16 protein-coding genes are annotated in these 16,854 nt (G+C 54.1%); 5 read left to right on the top strand and 11 right to left on the bottom strand.

Going from position 1 to position 16,854, the window contains the following annotated elements:
- Positions 1–63: 63 nt before the first annotated feature.
- Entirely contained in the window at positions 64–1,488 is a 1,425-nt protein-coding gene (locus tag V7775_RS19880) for a DUF6880 family protein (protein WP_335753661.1), read from the bottom strand.
- 236 nt (positions 1,489–1,724) lie between these two features.
- Between V7775_RS19880 and aspS the strand changes: the two genes are divergently transcribed.
- Positions 1,725–3,578, top strand: coding sequence for an aspartate--tRNA ligase (gene aspS, locus V7775_RS19875; protein WP_335753687.1), 1,854 nt, complete (start codon positions 1,725–1,727; stop codon positions 3,576–3,578).
- Between the two features lie 277 nt (positions 3,579–3,855).
- Complete coding sequence (locus V7775_RS19870) at positions 3,856–4,593, top strand: GNAT family N-acetyltransferase (RefSeq protein ID WP_335753660.1); 738 nt, start codon at positions 3,856–3,858, stop codon at positions 4,591–4,593.
- Here V7775_RS19870 and V7775_RS19865 read toward each other — a convergent pair.
- On the bottom strand, positions 4,590–5,309 hold the full coding sequence (locus tag V7775_RS19865) for a response regulator (protein WP_335753686.1): 720 nt from the start codon (positions 5,307–5,309) through the stop codon (positions 4,590–4,592). The two genes, V7775_RS19870 and V7775_RS19865, sit on opposite strands and share 4 nt — an antisense overlap.
- A gap of 132 nt (positions 5,310–5,441) precedes the next feature.
- Between V7775_RS19865 and mce the strand changes: the two genes are divergently transcribed.
- Both mce and V7775_RS19855 read left to right on the top strand, forming a co-directional pair.
- On the top strand, positions 5,442–5,846 hold the full coding sequence (gene mce / locus V7775_RS19860; RefSeq protein ID WP_335753659.1) for a methylmalonyl-CoA epimerase: 405 nt from the start codon (positions 5,442–5,444) through the stop codon (positions 5,844–5,846).
- 2 nt (positions 5,847–5,848) lie between these two features.
- Positions 5,849–6,145: a DUF1467 family protein gene (locus V7775_RS19855; protein ID WP_335753685.1), complete on the top strand. Its 297-nt coding sequence runs from the start codon at positions 5,849–5,851 to the stop codon at positions 6,143–6,145.
- Here V7775_RS19855 and V7775_RS19850 read toward each other — a convergent pair.
- From V7775_RS19850 to trpS, 7 genes are all read right to left on the bottom strand, one after another.
- Positions 6,075–6,812 (bottom strand): EI24 domain-containing protein, encoded by a 738-nt coding sequence (locus V7775_RS19850; protein WP_335753658.1) that lies wholly within the window; start codon positions 6,810–6,812, stop codon positions 6,075–6,077. The genes V7775_RS19855 and V7775_RS19850 overlap by 71 nt on opposite strands.
- Complete coding sequence (locus V7775_RS19845; protein WP_335753657.1) at positions 6,803–7,375, bottom strand: nitroreductase family protein; 573 nt, start codon at positions 7,373–7,375, stop codon at positions 6,803–6,805. Before V7775_RS19845 ends, V7775_RS19850 begins: the two co-directional genes overlap by 10 nt.
- A gap of 3 nt (positions 7,376–7,378) precedes the next feature.
- Complete coding sequence (locus V7775_RS19840; protein ID WP_335753656.1) at positions 7,379–8,485, bottom strand: class II histone deacetylase; 1,107 nt, start codon at positions 8,483–8,485, stop codon at positions 7,379–7,381.
- Positions 8,486–8,540: 55 nt separating this feature from the next.
- On the bottom strand, positions 8,541–9,011 hold the full coding sequence (locus V7775_RS19835; RefSeq protein ID WP_335753655.1) for a VOC family protein: 471 nt from the start codon (positions 9,009–9,011) through the stop codon (positions 8,541–8,543).
- A gap of 90 nt (positions 9,012–9,101) precedes the next feature.
- Complete coding sequence (locus V7775_RS19830; RefSeq protein WP_335753654.1) at positions 9,102–9,722, bottom strand: cysteine hydrolase; 621 nt, start codon at positions 9,720–9,722, stop codon at positions 9,102–9,104.
- Positions 9,723–9,782: 60 nt separating this feature from the next.
- Entirely contained in the window at positions 9,783–12,062 is a 2,280-nt protein-coding gene (locus tag V7775_RS19825; protein ID WP_335753653.1) for a mechanosensitive ion channel family protein, read from the bottom strand.
- A gap of 124 nt (positions 12,063–12,186) precedes the next feature.
- Positions 12,187–13,212 (bottom strand): tryptophan--tRNA ligase, encoded by a 1,026-nt coding sequence (trpS, locus tag V7775_RS19820; RefSeq protein WP_335753652.1) that lies wholly within the window; start codon positions 13,210–13,212, stop codon positions 12,187–12,189.
- A gap of 87 nt (positions 13,213–13,299) precedes the next feature.
- On the opposite strand from trpS, the gene V7775_RS19815 reads away from it, so the two are divergent.
- Positions 13,300–13,995, top strand: coding sequence for a rhomboid family intramembrane serine protease (locus V7775_RS19815; protein ID WP_335753651.1), 696 nt, complete (start codon positions 13,300–13,302; stop codon positions 13,993–13,995).
- On the opposite strand, the gene murJ is transcribed toward V7775_RS19815, so the two are convergent.
- Together murJ and V7775_RS19805 are read right to left on the bottom strand one after the other, a co-directional pair.
- A complete protein-coding gene (gene murJ / locus V7775_RS19810; protein ID WP_335753650.1) occupies positions 13,992–15,536 on the bottom strand; it encodes a murein biosynthesis integral membrane protein MurJ in 1,545 nt (514 codons plus the stop codon). The two genes, V7775_RS19815 and murJ, sit on opposite strands and share 4 nt — an antisense overlap.
- Positions 15,537–15,636: 100 nt before the next feature.
- Positions 15,637–16,851: an MFS transporter gene (locus tag V7775_RS19805; protein WP_335753649.1), complete on the bottom strand. Its 1,215-nt coding sequence runs from the start codon at positions 16,849–16,851 to the stop codon at positions 15,637–15,639.
- Positions 16,852–16,854 lie beyond the last annotated feature (3 nt).

Genomic DNA, 16,854 nt, shown 5'->3' with positions numbered 1-16,854 from the left:
AATGCGCTAAATCATCTGGAAAGCAGGTAGTTCAAGTACAGTACTGGCCGCTGTTACTGCCCATTAACGAACCTTTGCCCAGAATGATGCTTTGTGTGCATATCTCTCGCGTAAACTATCCAGATATGTTTGGTGCGAGTGAAACCTGCCATAGTCTTCAATTTCGTTATCTGCTGCTGTGCAATCCATTAAGAAATCGACAGATTGCGGGTATTGTTTGGCGCGACCATCCCACAGTGTGTAATCGATCATCACGCGCCACAGCAAAACTGCTGCCAGTGGATGGCGGTTGCGCAAGGTTTCCGCCGCAGGCGCGAGGAAGTGATCATGATGACCGTCAATTTCGGAAATTCGTTGTGTTATCAACTGCGCCGCATGTGGCAAATCAGGCCACTCTAGGAAGAACTGCAGAGCGGTTTCAGCGTTCTCATGCTCTAATGCGTGCGCCTTCGCGGCGTCTTCGACCTCGATGTCGTCAAAATCGGGGAGTACCTTGAGGTGATCACGTAGATGTTGCGCATCAAGGGTTGAGGTAAAGCAAGCCCAGCGGTGCGCTTGAGCGTCATCAATACGTCCCAGCGCAAGGAGACACGCCACATAGGCATGATCCCATTCTGTCTCAGACTGGGCGCCGTCAAGGTCGGCGTCGCATAAAATGTCTAGCGCGTCCTGTGGCTTTGCGCTGTCTAGATACAGCATGGCCACCTCGGCTGCGATGCGCGGGTACATCAGATCAGCACTGGAATACTGCGCGATATAGGCGTCCGTATCTCCCTGGGCTGTGGCAATGTCTTGTAGGGTCGTTCTGATGAGGCGCGCTTTTTGATCTTCAACAAAACTCCCTCCGCTGCTGCGCAATTCGCGCAGAAATTGAAGGGCCGCGTGATCGTCGCTTTCTTCTACGGCGGTGTCCTTATGCGCCAGTACTAACGCTTTAAGATGATCAAGACCCTCGCGGCCCAATGTCGGCGCAAGGGCTGGAATGATCCCGTCAAATTCGCCGCAGCTGTTTTCACGCACAGCGCCCCAAACACGTAGGGCTAGATCCATAGGCCCAAGCTGCGCGCGTGGCGCAATCTCGCCAAAATGGACAAAGGCCGCGTGAAACACGTCGGCGACTTCGCCGCGACTATCATCAACCCGTAGATACACAGAAGGGGCCATTTCGATGAATTGCCACAACAGGTCAAAGGCATCATTCGGCGCTTCTGGAGCGATCTTGTCCGCGATCATTTCCGATTGTGTGCTCAAGTCTTTGATCAGGGACTTCCGCTTGCGCCAGCTGACACGGCTCTTTGATCTGCGGATTGATGTCAGGCGTTTTTGCACATCCCGCGCCAGCTCTTCAGAGCCCAGATTATGGCTCAGTTCCAGCCTGATGCGACGCTTGATTTCAGCGCTACCGGTGCTGACTTCCATCAGCAGTTGCGCAAGGCGATCTGCACCAAGGGCGGCAAGATTGGCCTCGTTGAGGGTTTTCTTTGACATGGCTACTTCTGCCATTCGGTAAGGCAGAAGAAAAGGGTGAGGGATTGTTTGAGCCGCGCGCAGCGGTGATCCGTCGGATTGCCATGCAAATATAGGCCTGACGCCCCCTATTTCCTGCCGATTATTGGCCCGTCCCCTTGACTTCGCAAGCTGTGCGCGGTGTAGCTGCCCGCGATATATCCGTTTTGCGCGTAGCCATTGCTGCGCTGCATTTGCCGAACACAAGAGGGACCGCCATGCACGCCTACCGAAGCCAAACCTGCGCCGATTTGAATGCCACAAACGTGGGGGAGAATGTCCGCCTTTCAGGTTGGGTGCACCGCGTACGCGACCACGGTGGTGTGTTGTTCATCGATTTGCGTGATCACTATGGTATGACGCAGCTGATCTGTGATGCGGATTCGGCGGCATTTGCTGGCGTTGAAAAGGTGCGTTCCGAATGGTGCATACGTATCGACGGCGAAGTGAAATCTCGTGGTGCCGATTTGGTGAATGCCAAGATCCCAACTGGTGAGATCGAAGTTTACATTCGTGAGATCGAAGTGCTGGGCCAAGTAAACGGCGATCTGCCCCTGCAGGTTTTTGGGGAGCAAGAATACCCAGAAGAAACACGTCTGCGCTATCGTTACCTCGATCTGCGCCGCGAAAAGATGCAGCGCAACATGATCTTGCGCTCCGATGTTGTCAGCTCAATCCGCCAACGCATGTGGGATCAGAAATTTAAAGAATTCCAAACACCGATCATCACCGCCAGTTCACCTGAAGGCGCACGCGACTTTTTGGTGCCTTCGCGTCAGCACCCCGGTAAGTTCTATGCGCTGCCCCAAGCACCGCAGCAGTTCAAACAGCTGCTCATGGTTTCCGGTTTTGATAAGTATTTCCAGATCGCGCCGTGTTTCCGCGACGAAGATCCCCGCGCTGATCGCTCACCTACCGACTTTTACCAGCTCGACCTCGAGATGTCGTTTGTTGAGCAACAAGACGTGTTCGACACCATCCAACCCGTTCTGACGGGTATCTTCGAAGAGTTCGGCGGCGGTAAAGCGGTTGATCAAGAATGGGCCCAGATTTCCTATAAGGATGCGGCGCTGTGGTACGGCTCTGACAAGCCTGACCTACGTAACCCGATCAAGATGCAAGTTGTATCCGAGCATTTTGCGGGCTCTGGATTTGCCATCTTCGCAAAGCTGCTTGAGCAGGAAGGCACGCAAATTCGTGCGATCCCAGCACCAAAAGGCGGCAGCCGTAAATTCTGTGACCGCATGAACGCTTTCGCCCAAAAAGAAGGCCTGCCGGGCATGGGCTATATCTTCTGGCGCAAAGAGTCAGCAGATAGCATCGCACAAGAGCGCGGGATTTCTGTGAAAGAGGTCAACGCCCTCATCAAGTCCGGTGAAATCACGCTTGGCAACGAAGCGGCGGGACCATTAGCCAAGAACATCGGGCCTGAACGTACTGAAGCGATCCGCCAGCAACTTGGTCTTGAGGTAGGAGATGCGGCGTTCTTCCTGGGCGGCAAGCCAAAAGCATTCGAAGCGGTAGCGGGGCGTGCGCGCAACGTCATCGGCGAAGAATTGGGCCTAACGGATATGAACCGCTTTGCTTTTGCTTGGATTGTGGATTTCCCGATCTATGAAAAAGACGAAGTAAGCGGCAAGATTGATTTTGAACACAACCCGTTCTCGATGCCTCAGGGTGGAATGGATGCGCTGTTGGGTGATCCGCTTGAAGTGCTAGGTTACCAGTATGATTTGGCCTGTAACGGGTATGAGCTGGTTTCGGGCGCTATCCGGAATCACCGTCCCGAAATCATGTTCAAAGCCTTTGAGATCGCGGGCTACGGCAAAGATGAAGTTGAAAAACGTTTCGGCGGAATGGTGAATGCGTTCCAGTACGGTGCCCCTCCGCACGGTGGGTGTGCTGCTGGTATTGACCGCATTGTGATGTTGTTGGCCGAAGAGAGCAACATCCGCGAAGTGATCCTCTTTCCGATGAACCAGCGCGCCGAAGATTTGATGATGAACGCGCCAAATGATCCAATGCCAGACCAGCTCATGGAGCTGGGATTGCGTGTGATCCCACAGGACTAAACAAAAGCGCCGCAGGAGACTGCGGCGTTTTTTCGTTCTAACGTTCATGAGTTGAACATCCATCAGATACCGGAAGTCTAGGTCTGCTCGCTTGTACTTTTGGGTTCGAGCGAAGGATGCACGCCCATCCAAGAACAGCGCTAAATTGCAACTTTTCGATTAGACTGAGAGTGACAGGGCAGCTGAGCCACGCATTTGAAATAATGGCGAACTGGAATGCAGTTGCCGACGTTATTCAACGCTTGGCGTTGTGGTGAATGCATCCTATCACTGAGGTATGAATACATATTCCTCATCCGATGCGCCGATGAGCGCCGTTGTTGAAAACTGGACCCCGCCAGCGCGTCCGGATGGAGCCGTGCTGCAAGGGCAGTATGCGCGACTTGAACGACTAAGTGCTGAAACGCATGCAGCGCTTTTGTACCGCGCATATGCGGATCATGACGAGGTCTGGGATTATCTTCCCTACGGGCCGTTTTCGTCGGCCTCCCAATACCACCGATGGGTTCGCGACAATGCAAATCTGGATGATCCTTGGTACTACGCCATCAAGAACCTCAAGACGGGAGAGTTCGAGGGTGTAGCAAGCTTTCTGCGTATCTCACCTGAGTCCGGATCAATTGAGGTCGGAAGTATCAGCTTGAGCCCCGCCTTGCAGCGCACGACGGCTGCAACAGAAGCTATGTACTTGATGATGGCTTGGGCATTCGAGGCTGGATACCGTCGTTACGAATGGAAGTGCAACGCAGCTAACATGCCATCACGCCGCGCAGCACAACGGCTTGGTTTTAGCTTTGAAGGTGTGTTCCGTCAGGCAGCTGTCGTTAAAGGGCGCAACCGTGATACCGCGTGGTTTGCGGCGATTGACGCTGAGTGGCCAGCGTTGAAAGAGGCCTATGCCGCATGGCTGTCGCCTGCCAATTTTGATGCAGAAGGCCACCAGCGAGAGAGCCTTGGCGACATGACCCGACTTGTCCGTGTCGCCGAAGACCCTGCACAACCTCAGCAGCGTTAAATAGCTATCTTTGTCGCCAGCCGTTGCTGGATAAGGCCCGAAATCTGTGCTGTTTCAGATACGGCGGCTTCACCCGTGGCGCGCCTATTGGCTAGTGCACGGGCTGCGTCTTCCATGCGTACGTCTTCAACCGAGCGTGCAACGCCTTCTAGAAACTGCGCAATATAATCCAGCGCGGGGCCATTTGGTGAATTATCCAAAAGCTCTGCTGCGTAATTTATGTCGTCATGGTAAGCAATTTCGTCCGGCGATACTTGTTCGTCGACAATGGCACGCAAGCCAGGAGGTTGGCGATCGGCTGGTAATGCTGAAAGCACAAGCTGTTGAAAAACCGCCAAGGAGGTGATTGGTTTGCTCAAAAAACCTTGAGCACCGGCGGCCATGGCTTCACTTTCCAGCGCGTCATCTCCCGAAGTGGCGAGAACAACGCTTTTATCAACTTCGACTTGTGCCAACTCAGCAATCAAATCTGCACCGTTGCCATCCGGCAGCCCCATATCGATGACCACAACCGTGGGACGGTATACCTGAAGGTGGCGGCGGGCAGAGCGGATGCAGTCTGCGCGACGAATGCGGGCGCCAGATCGCAGGCATAAAAGGCGCATCGCCTCGCAGGCGTATCTACTGTCTTCAACGACCAAAACAGTCAGGCCCAATAGCGGGCGCGCAGCGGTAGGGGCCGGATAATTGGCCGCAAACGGGTCTTGGGTCTCCATATTGCTCTCCGATTCCATTTCAGGTTTCCTCATGGTTACCCAAGCATGCCTAAGAGACAGTTAACGCGTCGCATTGCGCAGCCGTGATTTGCACCCCATAAACGCGCAAAGCCCATTTTGTGAGGAAAAACCATGATCGGACGACTTAACCATTTGGCCATTGCCGTGCCTGACCTTGAGGCCGCAGCAGACCAATATCGCAACGCGCTGGGCGCAAATGTGGGGCCTGCACAGGATGAACCAGACCACGGTGTAACTGTAATCTTCATCGAGCTGCCAAACACAAAAATCGAACTGTTGTACCCACTGGGCGAAAGCTCCCCCATTAAGGGCTTTCTGGAAAAGAACCCTGCGGGCGGCATCCACCATATTTGTTACGAAGTGGATGACATTATCGCCGCACGTGACCATCTGAAATCAACAGGCGCACGCGTGCTAGGGGACGGAGAACCAAAGATAGGCGCACACGGTAAACCTGTGATTTTCTTGCATCCAAAAGACTTTAACGGCGCACTTGTCGAGCTGGAGCAGGTTTGATGATTGGCCCCGTATCGGGCATCGTCCTGTTTGCTATCGTCTGGTTTATGCTGTTCCTGATTATCCTGCCGATCCGCATCCAAACCCAAGGTGATTTGAAAGACATCGTGCCCGGAACGCATGCGGGCGCTCCGGAGCATCATCATCTAAAAAAGAAGGCGCTTTGGTGTACGGGCATTTCGTTGGTCATCTGGGGGGCGTTCGTTGCGATTATCCTGTCAGGCGTGATCAGCGTCGATGATCTGGAAAACTGGATGGGGCGGGGCGCCCCTGCGGCAGCATCTGAAATAAGTGAGTAAAGGTCGCAGCGCCCATTATGGGAATCAGCAGGTTCAGCAAAGGAACGGATAGCGGGATGGCCATTAAGGTTCCCGCTGCCCAGATCGTCAGGAAGTTTTTGCGCCGCAATTCTTTTGCGCGCTTGCGCCCAACCCTGCGCATGGCGACGAGAGTGTAATACTCTCGTCCCAACAGCAGCCCGTTCACCGCCCAAAAGATGAAAATCGCAATGGGCGCAAAGGCGGCATATAGGATCAGGGCGAGTAAATTAACGCCTATGATTACTCCCAAAAAGTTCACCGTATCGCGAAATGCTTCCCAAATTGGTGTGCGGGGCCGTTGGGGGATGTGGGGATAGTGCACCGCCTCTACAGCGTCCGCGACATCATCCAGAAACATCGACGTGATGGCCGAGGCAACAGGGATCATCAGGAATACAGATAGGACCACAAGTAACGCAACAGCGCCCCAGCTAAACAGATCGTCGAGCCACTGAACTTCACCCAAGAAGGGCAACCATATCGTGTCGCCAGTGAGCCAGTCGATAAACCAGACAAAGCCAGCAGCGGCACAGATCAACAGGGCCAGCGTTAAACCTACGCCCAGAAATAGAACCCGCCGAAAACGCGGATCGCCGATTTGGCCCAAGGCAAGACCGAAGGCTTTGAATATCGTGCCTAAAGCCATGTTGTGATGCCCTCAATTGCGGGGCGTGGACGATCCGGTGGCGTGCTTGTTTCAGTGCCGATGTGGATCAGTCCAGCGATGCGTTCATGCGGTTCGAGGCCAAAACCCTGTTCCATGAATGCGCGGTCGTGGCTTGCCCAACCACTAAGCCAGTTTGCGCCCCAGCCGGCCGCCAAGGCCGCGTTGACCAAGGCAAGACATACAGCACCAGCGGAATACGTCTGCTCTAACGCTGGGATTTTAGGGGATGTTTTTTGAACTTCAATGACCGCCACAGCGAGGTTGCCTAGGTCAAATTGAGCGCATCCTTTTGCGATTTGTTCGGGATCAAGGGCAAGTGCCTCGCCGCGTGTCTGCGCCAATGCAGACAGCGGAGCCATGGCAGCTTGATCAACAACGATAAACCGCCAAGGCTCCAACTTGCCGTGATCAGGAGTGCGGGCAGCAGCCGTCAGGAGCTGCATCAAGACATCTTTGTCCGGCACAGGTGCCGTGAGGGTCTTTGCCGGACGGGAACGGCGCGTAAGTAGAAATTCCAGAGCATTAGGGTTTGGCGTAGGCATATCTTACAGGTCCAATTCTGTCGCTAAATCGTCAATGTACTCTTTTTGGAACGCTAAGATGCGCGAGTTTGGTTGACGGATTGTCAGGCTTTTGTGCATGGGATCAGGAGCGTGAATATCACTGCCGCTCAGGGCTTCCATAACTGCGTGACCACAGAACGGAACGTACACCTCGGAATAACCACCTTCATGCACGACGACCATCTTGCCATCACATACCTCAGCTGCGGTTTGTTTGATGCGCGCAGTCATATCACCGAATGTCTGCGCCATGGCTAACATTGAACCCAACGGATCAGGCGCGGCACAATCATAGCCACATGCAACGATGATGATATCCGGTGCAAATGCTTTGATCTGAGGGATCACAACCGTATCGATGGCATGCAGGTATCCTTCATGGCCCGTGCCCGCAGGCAGTGGCAGGTTGAGGTTAAACCCTTCGCCCGCGCCTGTACCGCGGTCGTGTAATTTACCACTGGTGGGCGGGTAATTACCTTCTTGATGCAGCGAAATCGTCAGTACATCATCGCGGTCATAAAATGCCGCCTCAGAGCCGTTGCCGTGATGCACATCCCAATCTAGGATCACAGCGCGTTTGATCTGGCCTTCGGCCTGCGCGGCCTCGATGGCAATCGCGATGTTTGCAAGTAGGCAAAATCCCATTGGCTTGTCCGGCTCACAGTGATGGCCGGGTGGGCGGCTAAGGGAATACGCATTTTCCAAATCGCCGCTTGCGACCGCGCGAACAGCTGCCGTGGCGAGGCCTGCCGACAAGGCTGCGATCTGGAAGCCATCTTTGGCAAATGGCGCGTGGTGGCCTAGCTCTCCGCCGCCATTGTCGGAGGCCTCTTTGAATGCGTCCAGATAACTGGTTGGGTGGACCCGTTCAAGCTCAGCTCGGGTCGCGGCGGGGGCACTGCGCATATCAAGCTCACCTGAAAGGCCCGTAACGTCCATCAGGTTTTTGAAGCGGCGCTTGGTTTCTGCGCTTTCGGGCAGCCCTCCTGCGGCCAATGGCTGGACCAACCCACCAAGCGGCAGCGTTCCGGCATAGTTGCCGCCAGCATGCCAAAATGTACGTTCATCCCAGAAAAATCCAGTAGCCATATCGGTCCCCTTTATTTGGTCTGAACGTGACAAAGCGGGCGGGGAATGTCCACGGCTATGGTGCGCCGTCCATCAAGGCCTGCACATCTAGCCGCGCATTCACCATGGCGAGATTACCGTTGGCGTCATAAGGCCATTCTTCACGCGGACGATCATGGTACAGTTCAACCCCGTTACCATCAGGATCGCTGAGATAGACAGCCTCACTTACTCCGTGATCGGCAGCGCCCTCAAATCGGATGCCAGCGGCAGCAACACGTTTGAGGGCTGCACCCAGCGTTGCACGATCAGGATATAGAAATGCCGAATGATACAGGCCTGTATGTCCAGCAGGGGGCGGTGTCGCACCTTTGCTGGCCCATGTGTTCAGCCCGATGTGGTGATGATATCCGCCCGCCCCCAAAAAGGCAGCGCTATCGCCCACCCGCATGGTGACTTTAAAACCTAACACATCGCTATAAAAGGCAATGGAGCGGTCCAGATCAGAGACACGAAGATGCACGTGTCCGACGCTTGCATGGGGCATTTGGTAGTCCTTTGTGCTTGTGACAAGACATAGCTAAGTCGCCAGTCCGCTCACGACGAGGGCCCACAGTCGCACAAGGTCTGTGCAGCGTTACACAGCCTGAAGGGCAGCCGTCACTTGGGCAAGCGTCACAATGGCACCCGTTTGCAGGTACTCCATGGCTTTTAAGGATGCGTCATGCGCCTCTCGCGAGGAACCAGCGACGCAATCCTCAATCACACGGCAGAAATAGTCTTGCTGGTGGCCATCCACATAAGTGTAATGCACGCAGACATCAGTAAGGCCACCAACCATGATCAGCGTGTCTACTTTCAATCCCTTAAGCAGGATCTCAAGATCCGTGCCAAAGAAGGCCGAGTAGCGGCGCTTGCGGATCAGATAGTCAGTCGGCCGGAAATCCATTTCTTTAACGGCAATGTCAGTCTTTGGGTTGTCTTCAAGGCAGTGGATATCCTCGTCCCCATCCAGCTCACGGCCAAAATCCACCAGATCGGGGCGGTGGACCTCTTGGATGAAGATCACGGGAATATCTGCGGTACGAGCGGCATCAATGGCGCCGCGCGCTGCCAACATCCGGTCGCGGTAACCCGCCATGTTATCGATCGATCGGACTTCAGACGCGTCGATGAAAGTACTGGCCTGAATGTCGATCACGACAAGCGCTGCACGTCCTTCGACTAGGGCGCGTTTGGGGCGGTTTTGATTTACCATGTGATGGTCCTAACAGGTTTAGTCGGGGTTACATTTTTGCGCTTCACATCATCAATCTGATCATCGCTTGTTGTTCTGGGCTGCGCCGTCTTCGGCTTTAAGCTCTTGTACTGATTGCGTCGCAGCAGCCGAAATTGCCTGTTTGTCTTCTTCGGTCAGTTTCACACCTTCCATAGGAGGAAGAGCCACACGAACTTCACGACGGGCAAATTCCAATCCATTTTCAGCGAATGCAGCATTCACACGGCTAAAAATCTCCTTGCGGATTGTGAACTGAGAGCCCGGTTTGGCCATGAATTTACCACGGAACACCATGCCAACATCGTCGATCTCCAAAACGCCCTGCGATTTGAAGGGCTGCAGGAAATCATCTTTGAATTCCTCAAGAACCAACAGGTCTTGGCCAATCTTCTTGAATATCTTTTTGATTTTGTTGGGGTCGGTGTTGAACGGAACAGTAAAGCGAAGCTTCATAATCACCCAATCACGAGAAAAGTTAGTGATCTTGGGGATTTCGCCGTAGGGAATTGTGTGGATCGGTCCCTTATGGTGTCGCAGTTGCATGGAACGGATTGAGATTTTCTCAACAGTGCCCATGGTGTCTTCAACCGTGACATACTCACCAACGCGGAACGCGTCATCAACAAGAAAGAAGATGCCTGACACAACATCAGTCACCAGCTTTTGAGCACCAAAACCGATGGCAAGACCGACGATACTGGCACCAGCCAGCAACGGAGTTGTGTCCACGCCGATGTTACTTAGCCCCAACAATAGGAAAAGCGTGACGATGAAAATTCTAGCCACCAACAAAATCAGCGGCAGAACTGTTGATAGCCGTGAGCCGCCAGCACCGCCGCCGTCGCCGCCAACCTGCTGCTCATCAGGCATATAACCTGCCGCAGTCTGTTCTGCAGCCAGCTTGCGATTGACGAAAAGGGAAACCGCTTCGTACAGGAGGTACCCAATGGACATTATGATCAAGAACTCGATGACATTGGCGGCCAATTGCGCTCCCACGCCAGCAGCAGCAATCGCGGTTGCGCTCATTCCCCAGAAATCTGCGATCGACAGAACAACAATGGCAAAAATGACTACGCGGCCGATGCGGATATAGGACCGTTTGGATGCATAGTAAGCGCGCTCTGCCACAGGGCCTTCGCCCGTCATTGCGGGGGTCAGGTGACGGACCAAGCCGCGAATGGCAGTGTCCATGGCAGGGGCGAACATGAGTAGGATCATCGTCTTGTAATGCGGCGCAGTCGCGAGGAGCTCAAAGTTGCCGTAGCTCACGACGATGTTGATGATCCACCAAACAGTTATGATGATGGCGATATTTGCATAGGGATATAGCTGGGCCGCGCGCTCTTCTGTTGGAGTGACGTCTGGATCGGCACCTCGCATCATTTCGACCCCATCTTTGCGATAACGCCAGAACAGTATGACCAGATAAATATGCAGCCCCAAGTTCAGCCAAAAGGCAAGACGTGTCAGCCCCGGGGGTATTCCGTTATTGGCATTGAAGATTTGAATGGCACCGGAAAAACCGAGCAACATTGCGATCCAGAATTGGTGAAAACAAAACGCGCGCGCCGCTGGTGTAGCCACATTCAACAGCCGGTATTCTGGGTTCATTGGCGCAAAGAAGAAAAACGCAAAGGCCAACATAAGGCGGGGAAAGCCAATCATATAGATGCCGACGAGCTTCACTGTTGCCAGGAACATCTCGGGAATGAGTAGTTGCCCTGCCGTACGTGCCGCCACTACAAAAATGACCACGGCAACAACCTGCGTCGTCAGTCTTTGCGCCAAAAGCTGTAGCGTCTCGCGCAGTGTGGTGTTGTCGGGGTCCGCTGGCGGCAGAATGTGCCAGCCACGGGTTGCACGCCTGAAGACAATTTCAAACAGGGCACCAATCGCAAACACAAGTGCCATATAACCTAGCAATTGCAGGAGCCCTATCGCACCACCAATAGTTTCATAAAACTGGGTGAATGCACGGGCCTGTCCCGAAAACAGATCGGGTAAGCGTTTGATCGGAATAACAACAGACTGCCATGCGCCAGACGTTGCGTGGTATAGAAAAACTTCGTTACCTGCCGCATCATCCGAGACGATTTTTTCGGCCTGCGTATTGAGCTGATCTAGCAACAAGGCACGCACTTCGGAGTCTGATAGACGCGAGATCAATGCATTCGCAGATTCCGTTGTCAAAGGTTCAGGCAGAGAGAGTGTGATTTCAGCAGTTGCACCAGAAGATAAAAAGGGCACCTGGGCATCTGCTGTGTTGGCCCAAGTCAGGGCAGCAATCAGGAATGCGACTAAATATCTGAGATGCACTGAAACGTATCCTTTGATCTAAACTGTCGAACAACTAGAAAGATTAGTGGTCGTTACATCAAGGATAAAATCAGATTAGAGCGGCTGCTGTGTCTTTAATGGGGCAGCCGCCCGAGTGTTTACTTTAGGCACCGACCATGCCGACGATCTCATATGTTTTCTTCAGGATCGGAGTGGCGATCTCACGCGCTTGCATTGCGCCCTTTGCCAACAGACGGTCAATTTCAGCAGGGTCATTCATCAGACGGGCCATCTCGGTTGAGATCGGGGCCAACTTTGCCACGGCAAGTTCGGCCAAGGCGGGTTTGAATGTACCAAACTGCTGGCCTCCCACGTCTGCCAACACCTGTTCGACGGTTTGTTCGTTCAGGGCGGCGTAAATATTGACCAAATTGCGCACGTCGGGGCGGTCTTTTAGGCCCTCAATCTCTGATGGCAATGCGTCTTGGTCGGTCTTCGCCTTGCGGATTTTCTTTGCGATTGTGTCGGCATCATCCGTCATGTTGATGCGGCTCGCGTCTGAGGGATCAGATTTTGACATCTTTTTTGACCCATCGCGCAAGGACATCACGCGCGTAGCTGCACCCTCAATCACGGGTTCCGTAATGGGAAAGAAATCAACGCCGTAGTCATGGTTGAACTTGGCTGCGATGTCGCGTGTCAGCTCTAAGTGCTGTTTCTGGTCCTCACCAACGGGAACATGCGTCGCGTGATAGATCAAGATGTCGGCGGCCATCAGCGCAGGGTAGGCGAGCAGGCCCAGGGATGCAGCTTCAGCATTTTTACCCGATTTTTCTTTCCATTGGGTCATACGGCCCATCCAGCCCATTCGCGCTACACAGTTGAAAATCCACGCTAATTGTGTGTGTTCAGGTACCTGAGATTGATTGATCAGGATGGATTTCTCGGGTGAGATACCAGAGGCGATAAACCCAGCCGCAAGTTCGCGTGTGTTGTGGCGCAATGTGGCAGGATCAAGCATCTTTGCGGTGATCGCGTGTAGGTCAACCATGCAGTAGACCGTTTGGTAATCACCCTGGTCTTGCATGTCTACGAAACGCTTGATCGCGCCCAGATAATTCCCAAGCGTGAGGCCGCCGGACGGCTGAATGCCTGAAAAGACGCGGGGTGTGAATGTGGTCTCGGTCATGGGATGCTCCGGTTGGGGCTGGATATGCTGTTGCGTTGGGCTTACCCATGGCACCACGTCCCGTCAACCAGACCTGAAAGCCGCCCTATGTCAGACCAACACGAACCAGAATTTGAATCGCCGTTTAACAAGCTGCCAATTGTGGTTGTGTTCTTGTTTGTGATCATGGCGGGGATCGAGCTGACGTTGACCGCAGGGGCAGCCGGATTTGTCGGAGGGCCTGAGGCAATTGGCTGGCGATTGGGGCTGGTGCGCGATTGGGGTTTTTCGGGCGATTTGTTTGATGCGATGCTGGCCCAAGGGTATTGGGCGCCTGAGCATCTAGCACGCCTTGTGACCTATCCGTTTATCCACCTCAGCTTTACGCATGCGCTTGTCGCAATTGTTTTGATGTTGGCGCTGGGCAAGATGGCGGCCGAAGTGATGGGCCCGCTGGCGATGCTGGCGCTGTTTGTCTTGTCAGGTGTGGGCGGTGCGTTGGCTTATGCGTTGCTGTTGGATGATCCGGTTTGGTTGGTTGGGGCATACCCACCCGTTTACGGCTTGATTGGGGGATACAGCTTCCTGATGTGGCGTAAACTGGGGGCAACGGGAGGGCAGCAAATGCAAGCCTTCTCGCTGATTGCAATGTTGATGGGCATGCAACTGATCTGGAGTCTGTTCACCTCGGTTGGCTACGGCTGGGTTGCCGAACTATCGGGTTTTGTATGTGGTTTTGTGCTTAGCTTTCTATGCGCGCCCGGGGAATGGGCACGCATTTTGCAGAAGTTGCGGCAGCGTTAACGCCCGCGCCGCACGGCGGCTTTGAATTCGGATAATTTAAACGCGCCAAGCATCTGACCGCTGCCGAAATACACAAGGGCACCAATCACCATCAATATTAGCAGGCCCAAACCGCGCCACCACGGCAGCGCCAACAATGCGCTGAACTGGATGTTAAAGAACCAAAGCGCGACGCCCATTAGCAGAGATGCCGCAATGATCCGCCAAATGCGCTTCCTGAAACGCGCATCTACCCGCGCCGCGTCGCCAAAACCGCGTGCACCAATTGCTAGCAGCGCGTACATCGCCCAGCCCGCTATGGTGGCGGCGATAGCGGGGGCCAGCCAGCCAGCAATGGGCGCAAGTCCAACAGCAAGGGCTGCGTTGATTATCATCGCGACGATCGCAAAATAGAAGGGCCGCCGCGTGTCTTCACGGGCAAAATAAAGCGGTTGCACAATTTTTTGCAGGACAAAGGCAGGCAACCCAAGACCATAAATCATGACGGCTGTGGCAATGGCGGCGCTGTCATCAGTGCCCGATGCGCCGCGTTCAAACAGGACCGACACCAGCGTAAGAGGGATTACCATCAGCGCAACGGCGGATGGGATCGTAAGCGCCAGCGAAATTTCTGCCGCACGGCTGAGAGCTGTCTTAGCGCCAGCATCGTCACCAGCGCGCAAACGACGGGACAGATCAGGGAGCAGAACAACGCCAACAGCAATGCCGACAACACCCAAAGGCAATTGATACAGACGATCGGCTGCGAACAGCCAGCTCACCGCGTTTTCGTATTGGGATGCAACCAGCTGCCCCACCACAAGGTTGATCTGCATTACACCAGAGGCCAAGGCGGCGGGCAGGGCTATAGTCACAAGATCCCGCATGTCCTTGTTCCAGCGCGGACGTTTGATGCGTAGCGAAAACCCGGCCTGCGCTGCGGCGCGCCATGTAAGGGCCAATTGCGCGATACCTGCCACTGGGATGGCCCAGATCAGCCAATGTATCGCCTCACCACCCGTAAGAGCGGCAAAGGTAAGCGCAGAGATAACCGCAATGTTCAAAAGGACAGGAGCGGCTGCCGCAACGGCAAAGCGTCCCGTTGCATTAAGAATACCTGAGAACAGCGCGGATAGGGACATAAACAGGATGTAGGGAAATACGATACGCCCAAAGCCGACCGTAATGTCAAACCGCCCATCACCCGAAAATCCCTCAGCGGTGAGCCAGACCAATCCGGGCATAAAGACCATGCCAAGGGCGGTCAGTAAGGTGACTACAAAGAACAAGCCTGAGAACGCATTCTGCGCAAACTCTGCTGCACCCTCGTCACCCTCCAGACGTTTGGAAAACATCGGCACAAAGGCGGCGTTAAAGGCCCCTTCGGCGAAAAAACGGCGGAACATGTTGGGCAACCGAAAAGCTGCAACAAATGCATCCATCAAAGGACCGGGGCCGATCAACGACAGGATCATAACTTCCCGAACAAAGCCCAAGATGCGGCTGAGCAGGGTCCAGACTCCGACGGTGAAAAAACCTGACATCAGGCGAATGGGTTTCATGGATCGGGGCCTTTGTTACGGATATGCATTGGGGTAGCGATAGGCGCGCTGCTACGCAATTGTCTTTTGCTGGTACGCCTTGGTGTTGGGCGCTGGACCGCTAGTCGGATGGGTGCTCTGGCGCAATTTGTACCCAACGTGCCCAGACCGCAAGTCCGGCGAGGCATAGCAGGCCGCCACCCGTGTACCATCCAAGGATGCGCTGCAGATCGGCGGCGGGCAATAGCCCCGCGTCTTTTGCCGTTGTAGCCGCAAATAGCAGGGTCACCGCAAAAAACACCTTCCCTCCCAAACTTTTGAGCGAAAGATAGGTCGCGCGGGTTCCGTCTTTCAATAGGGGCTGAATACGCGCAAGGATGAAGGGGTAGGCCAGTGAATCGGGCACAATTCTAAGCATCAAAACGCCGATCACCAACACCGAGGTACTTGCGGCTAAGGTGCCCGCTAAAACGATCTGCAAGGCGAACGCACATAATAGTAACACTGGTAATCCTAATAGGCGACGCAGGCGAACTGCAACCAATGATGCGATGACGGAAATCAACATCATTGCGCTGGAAATTGCCCCACTGACCAATGGTGCCTCAGACGCGAGTCCCCATCCCTCTAATGCGGAATGAATAAAGGGTTGCCCAAAAACAAAAGGTAGATGACTGAAAGCGTACATTAGCACGGTCAATACAAACAGCCATGCCAACACAGGGTTCAAGAACGCGGTTTTCAGAGTCGCGATTTGCACAGCGATAGGCTCTGCGGTCTTTAGACGTTTAGGCTCGGCCATACGGAGAACCACAAAAAAGGCCACGGCAAATGAGGCGGCCGTCGCATAGAAAGGCGACTCGGGAGACCACAAAGACATAACGCCACCAGCAATTGCCGACAGGGCAAACCCTGCGAGGCTGAAACGCCACGCGCGTATTTCTTGTGCTTCAATTTCATCTGCGCGCCCCGTGGCGGCAAGGGATTCATACAACAACGAACTGTCGGTCCCGGACTTAAACGCCGCACCAGCGCCAATTAAGCATTGCCCCAGCGCAAACACCGCAAAACTACCCCCCATCGCGAGTGCAAGACAGCCAAGCAGCATACAAATCGCAGACAGCATCAAGGTGAACCGCCGCCCGATCCGGTCGGAGAAATAGCCCGATGGTACCTCTAGAACGGTGGTTGAGATATCATAGACTGAATACAAAATAATAGCTTCAGCACCAGAAAGTGAGGCCTGAAAATACAAAAACCAGACGGCTTGCCAAAACAGCAGGCTATTAAAAAACTGATACCAAGGCATCAACGTAACGGTGCGACTAAGGCTCACTGT

Source organism: Sulfitobacter sp., assembly GCF_036960155.1.
GTDB lineage: Bacteria > Pseudomonadota > Alphaproteobacteria > Rhodobacterales > Rhodobacteraceae > Sulfitobacter.
Note: the sequence above shows the minus strand (reverse complement) of the source record. Positions and strands in the feature narration are given on the sequence as shown.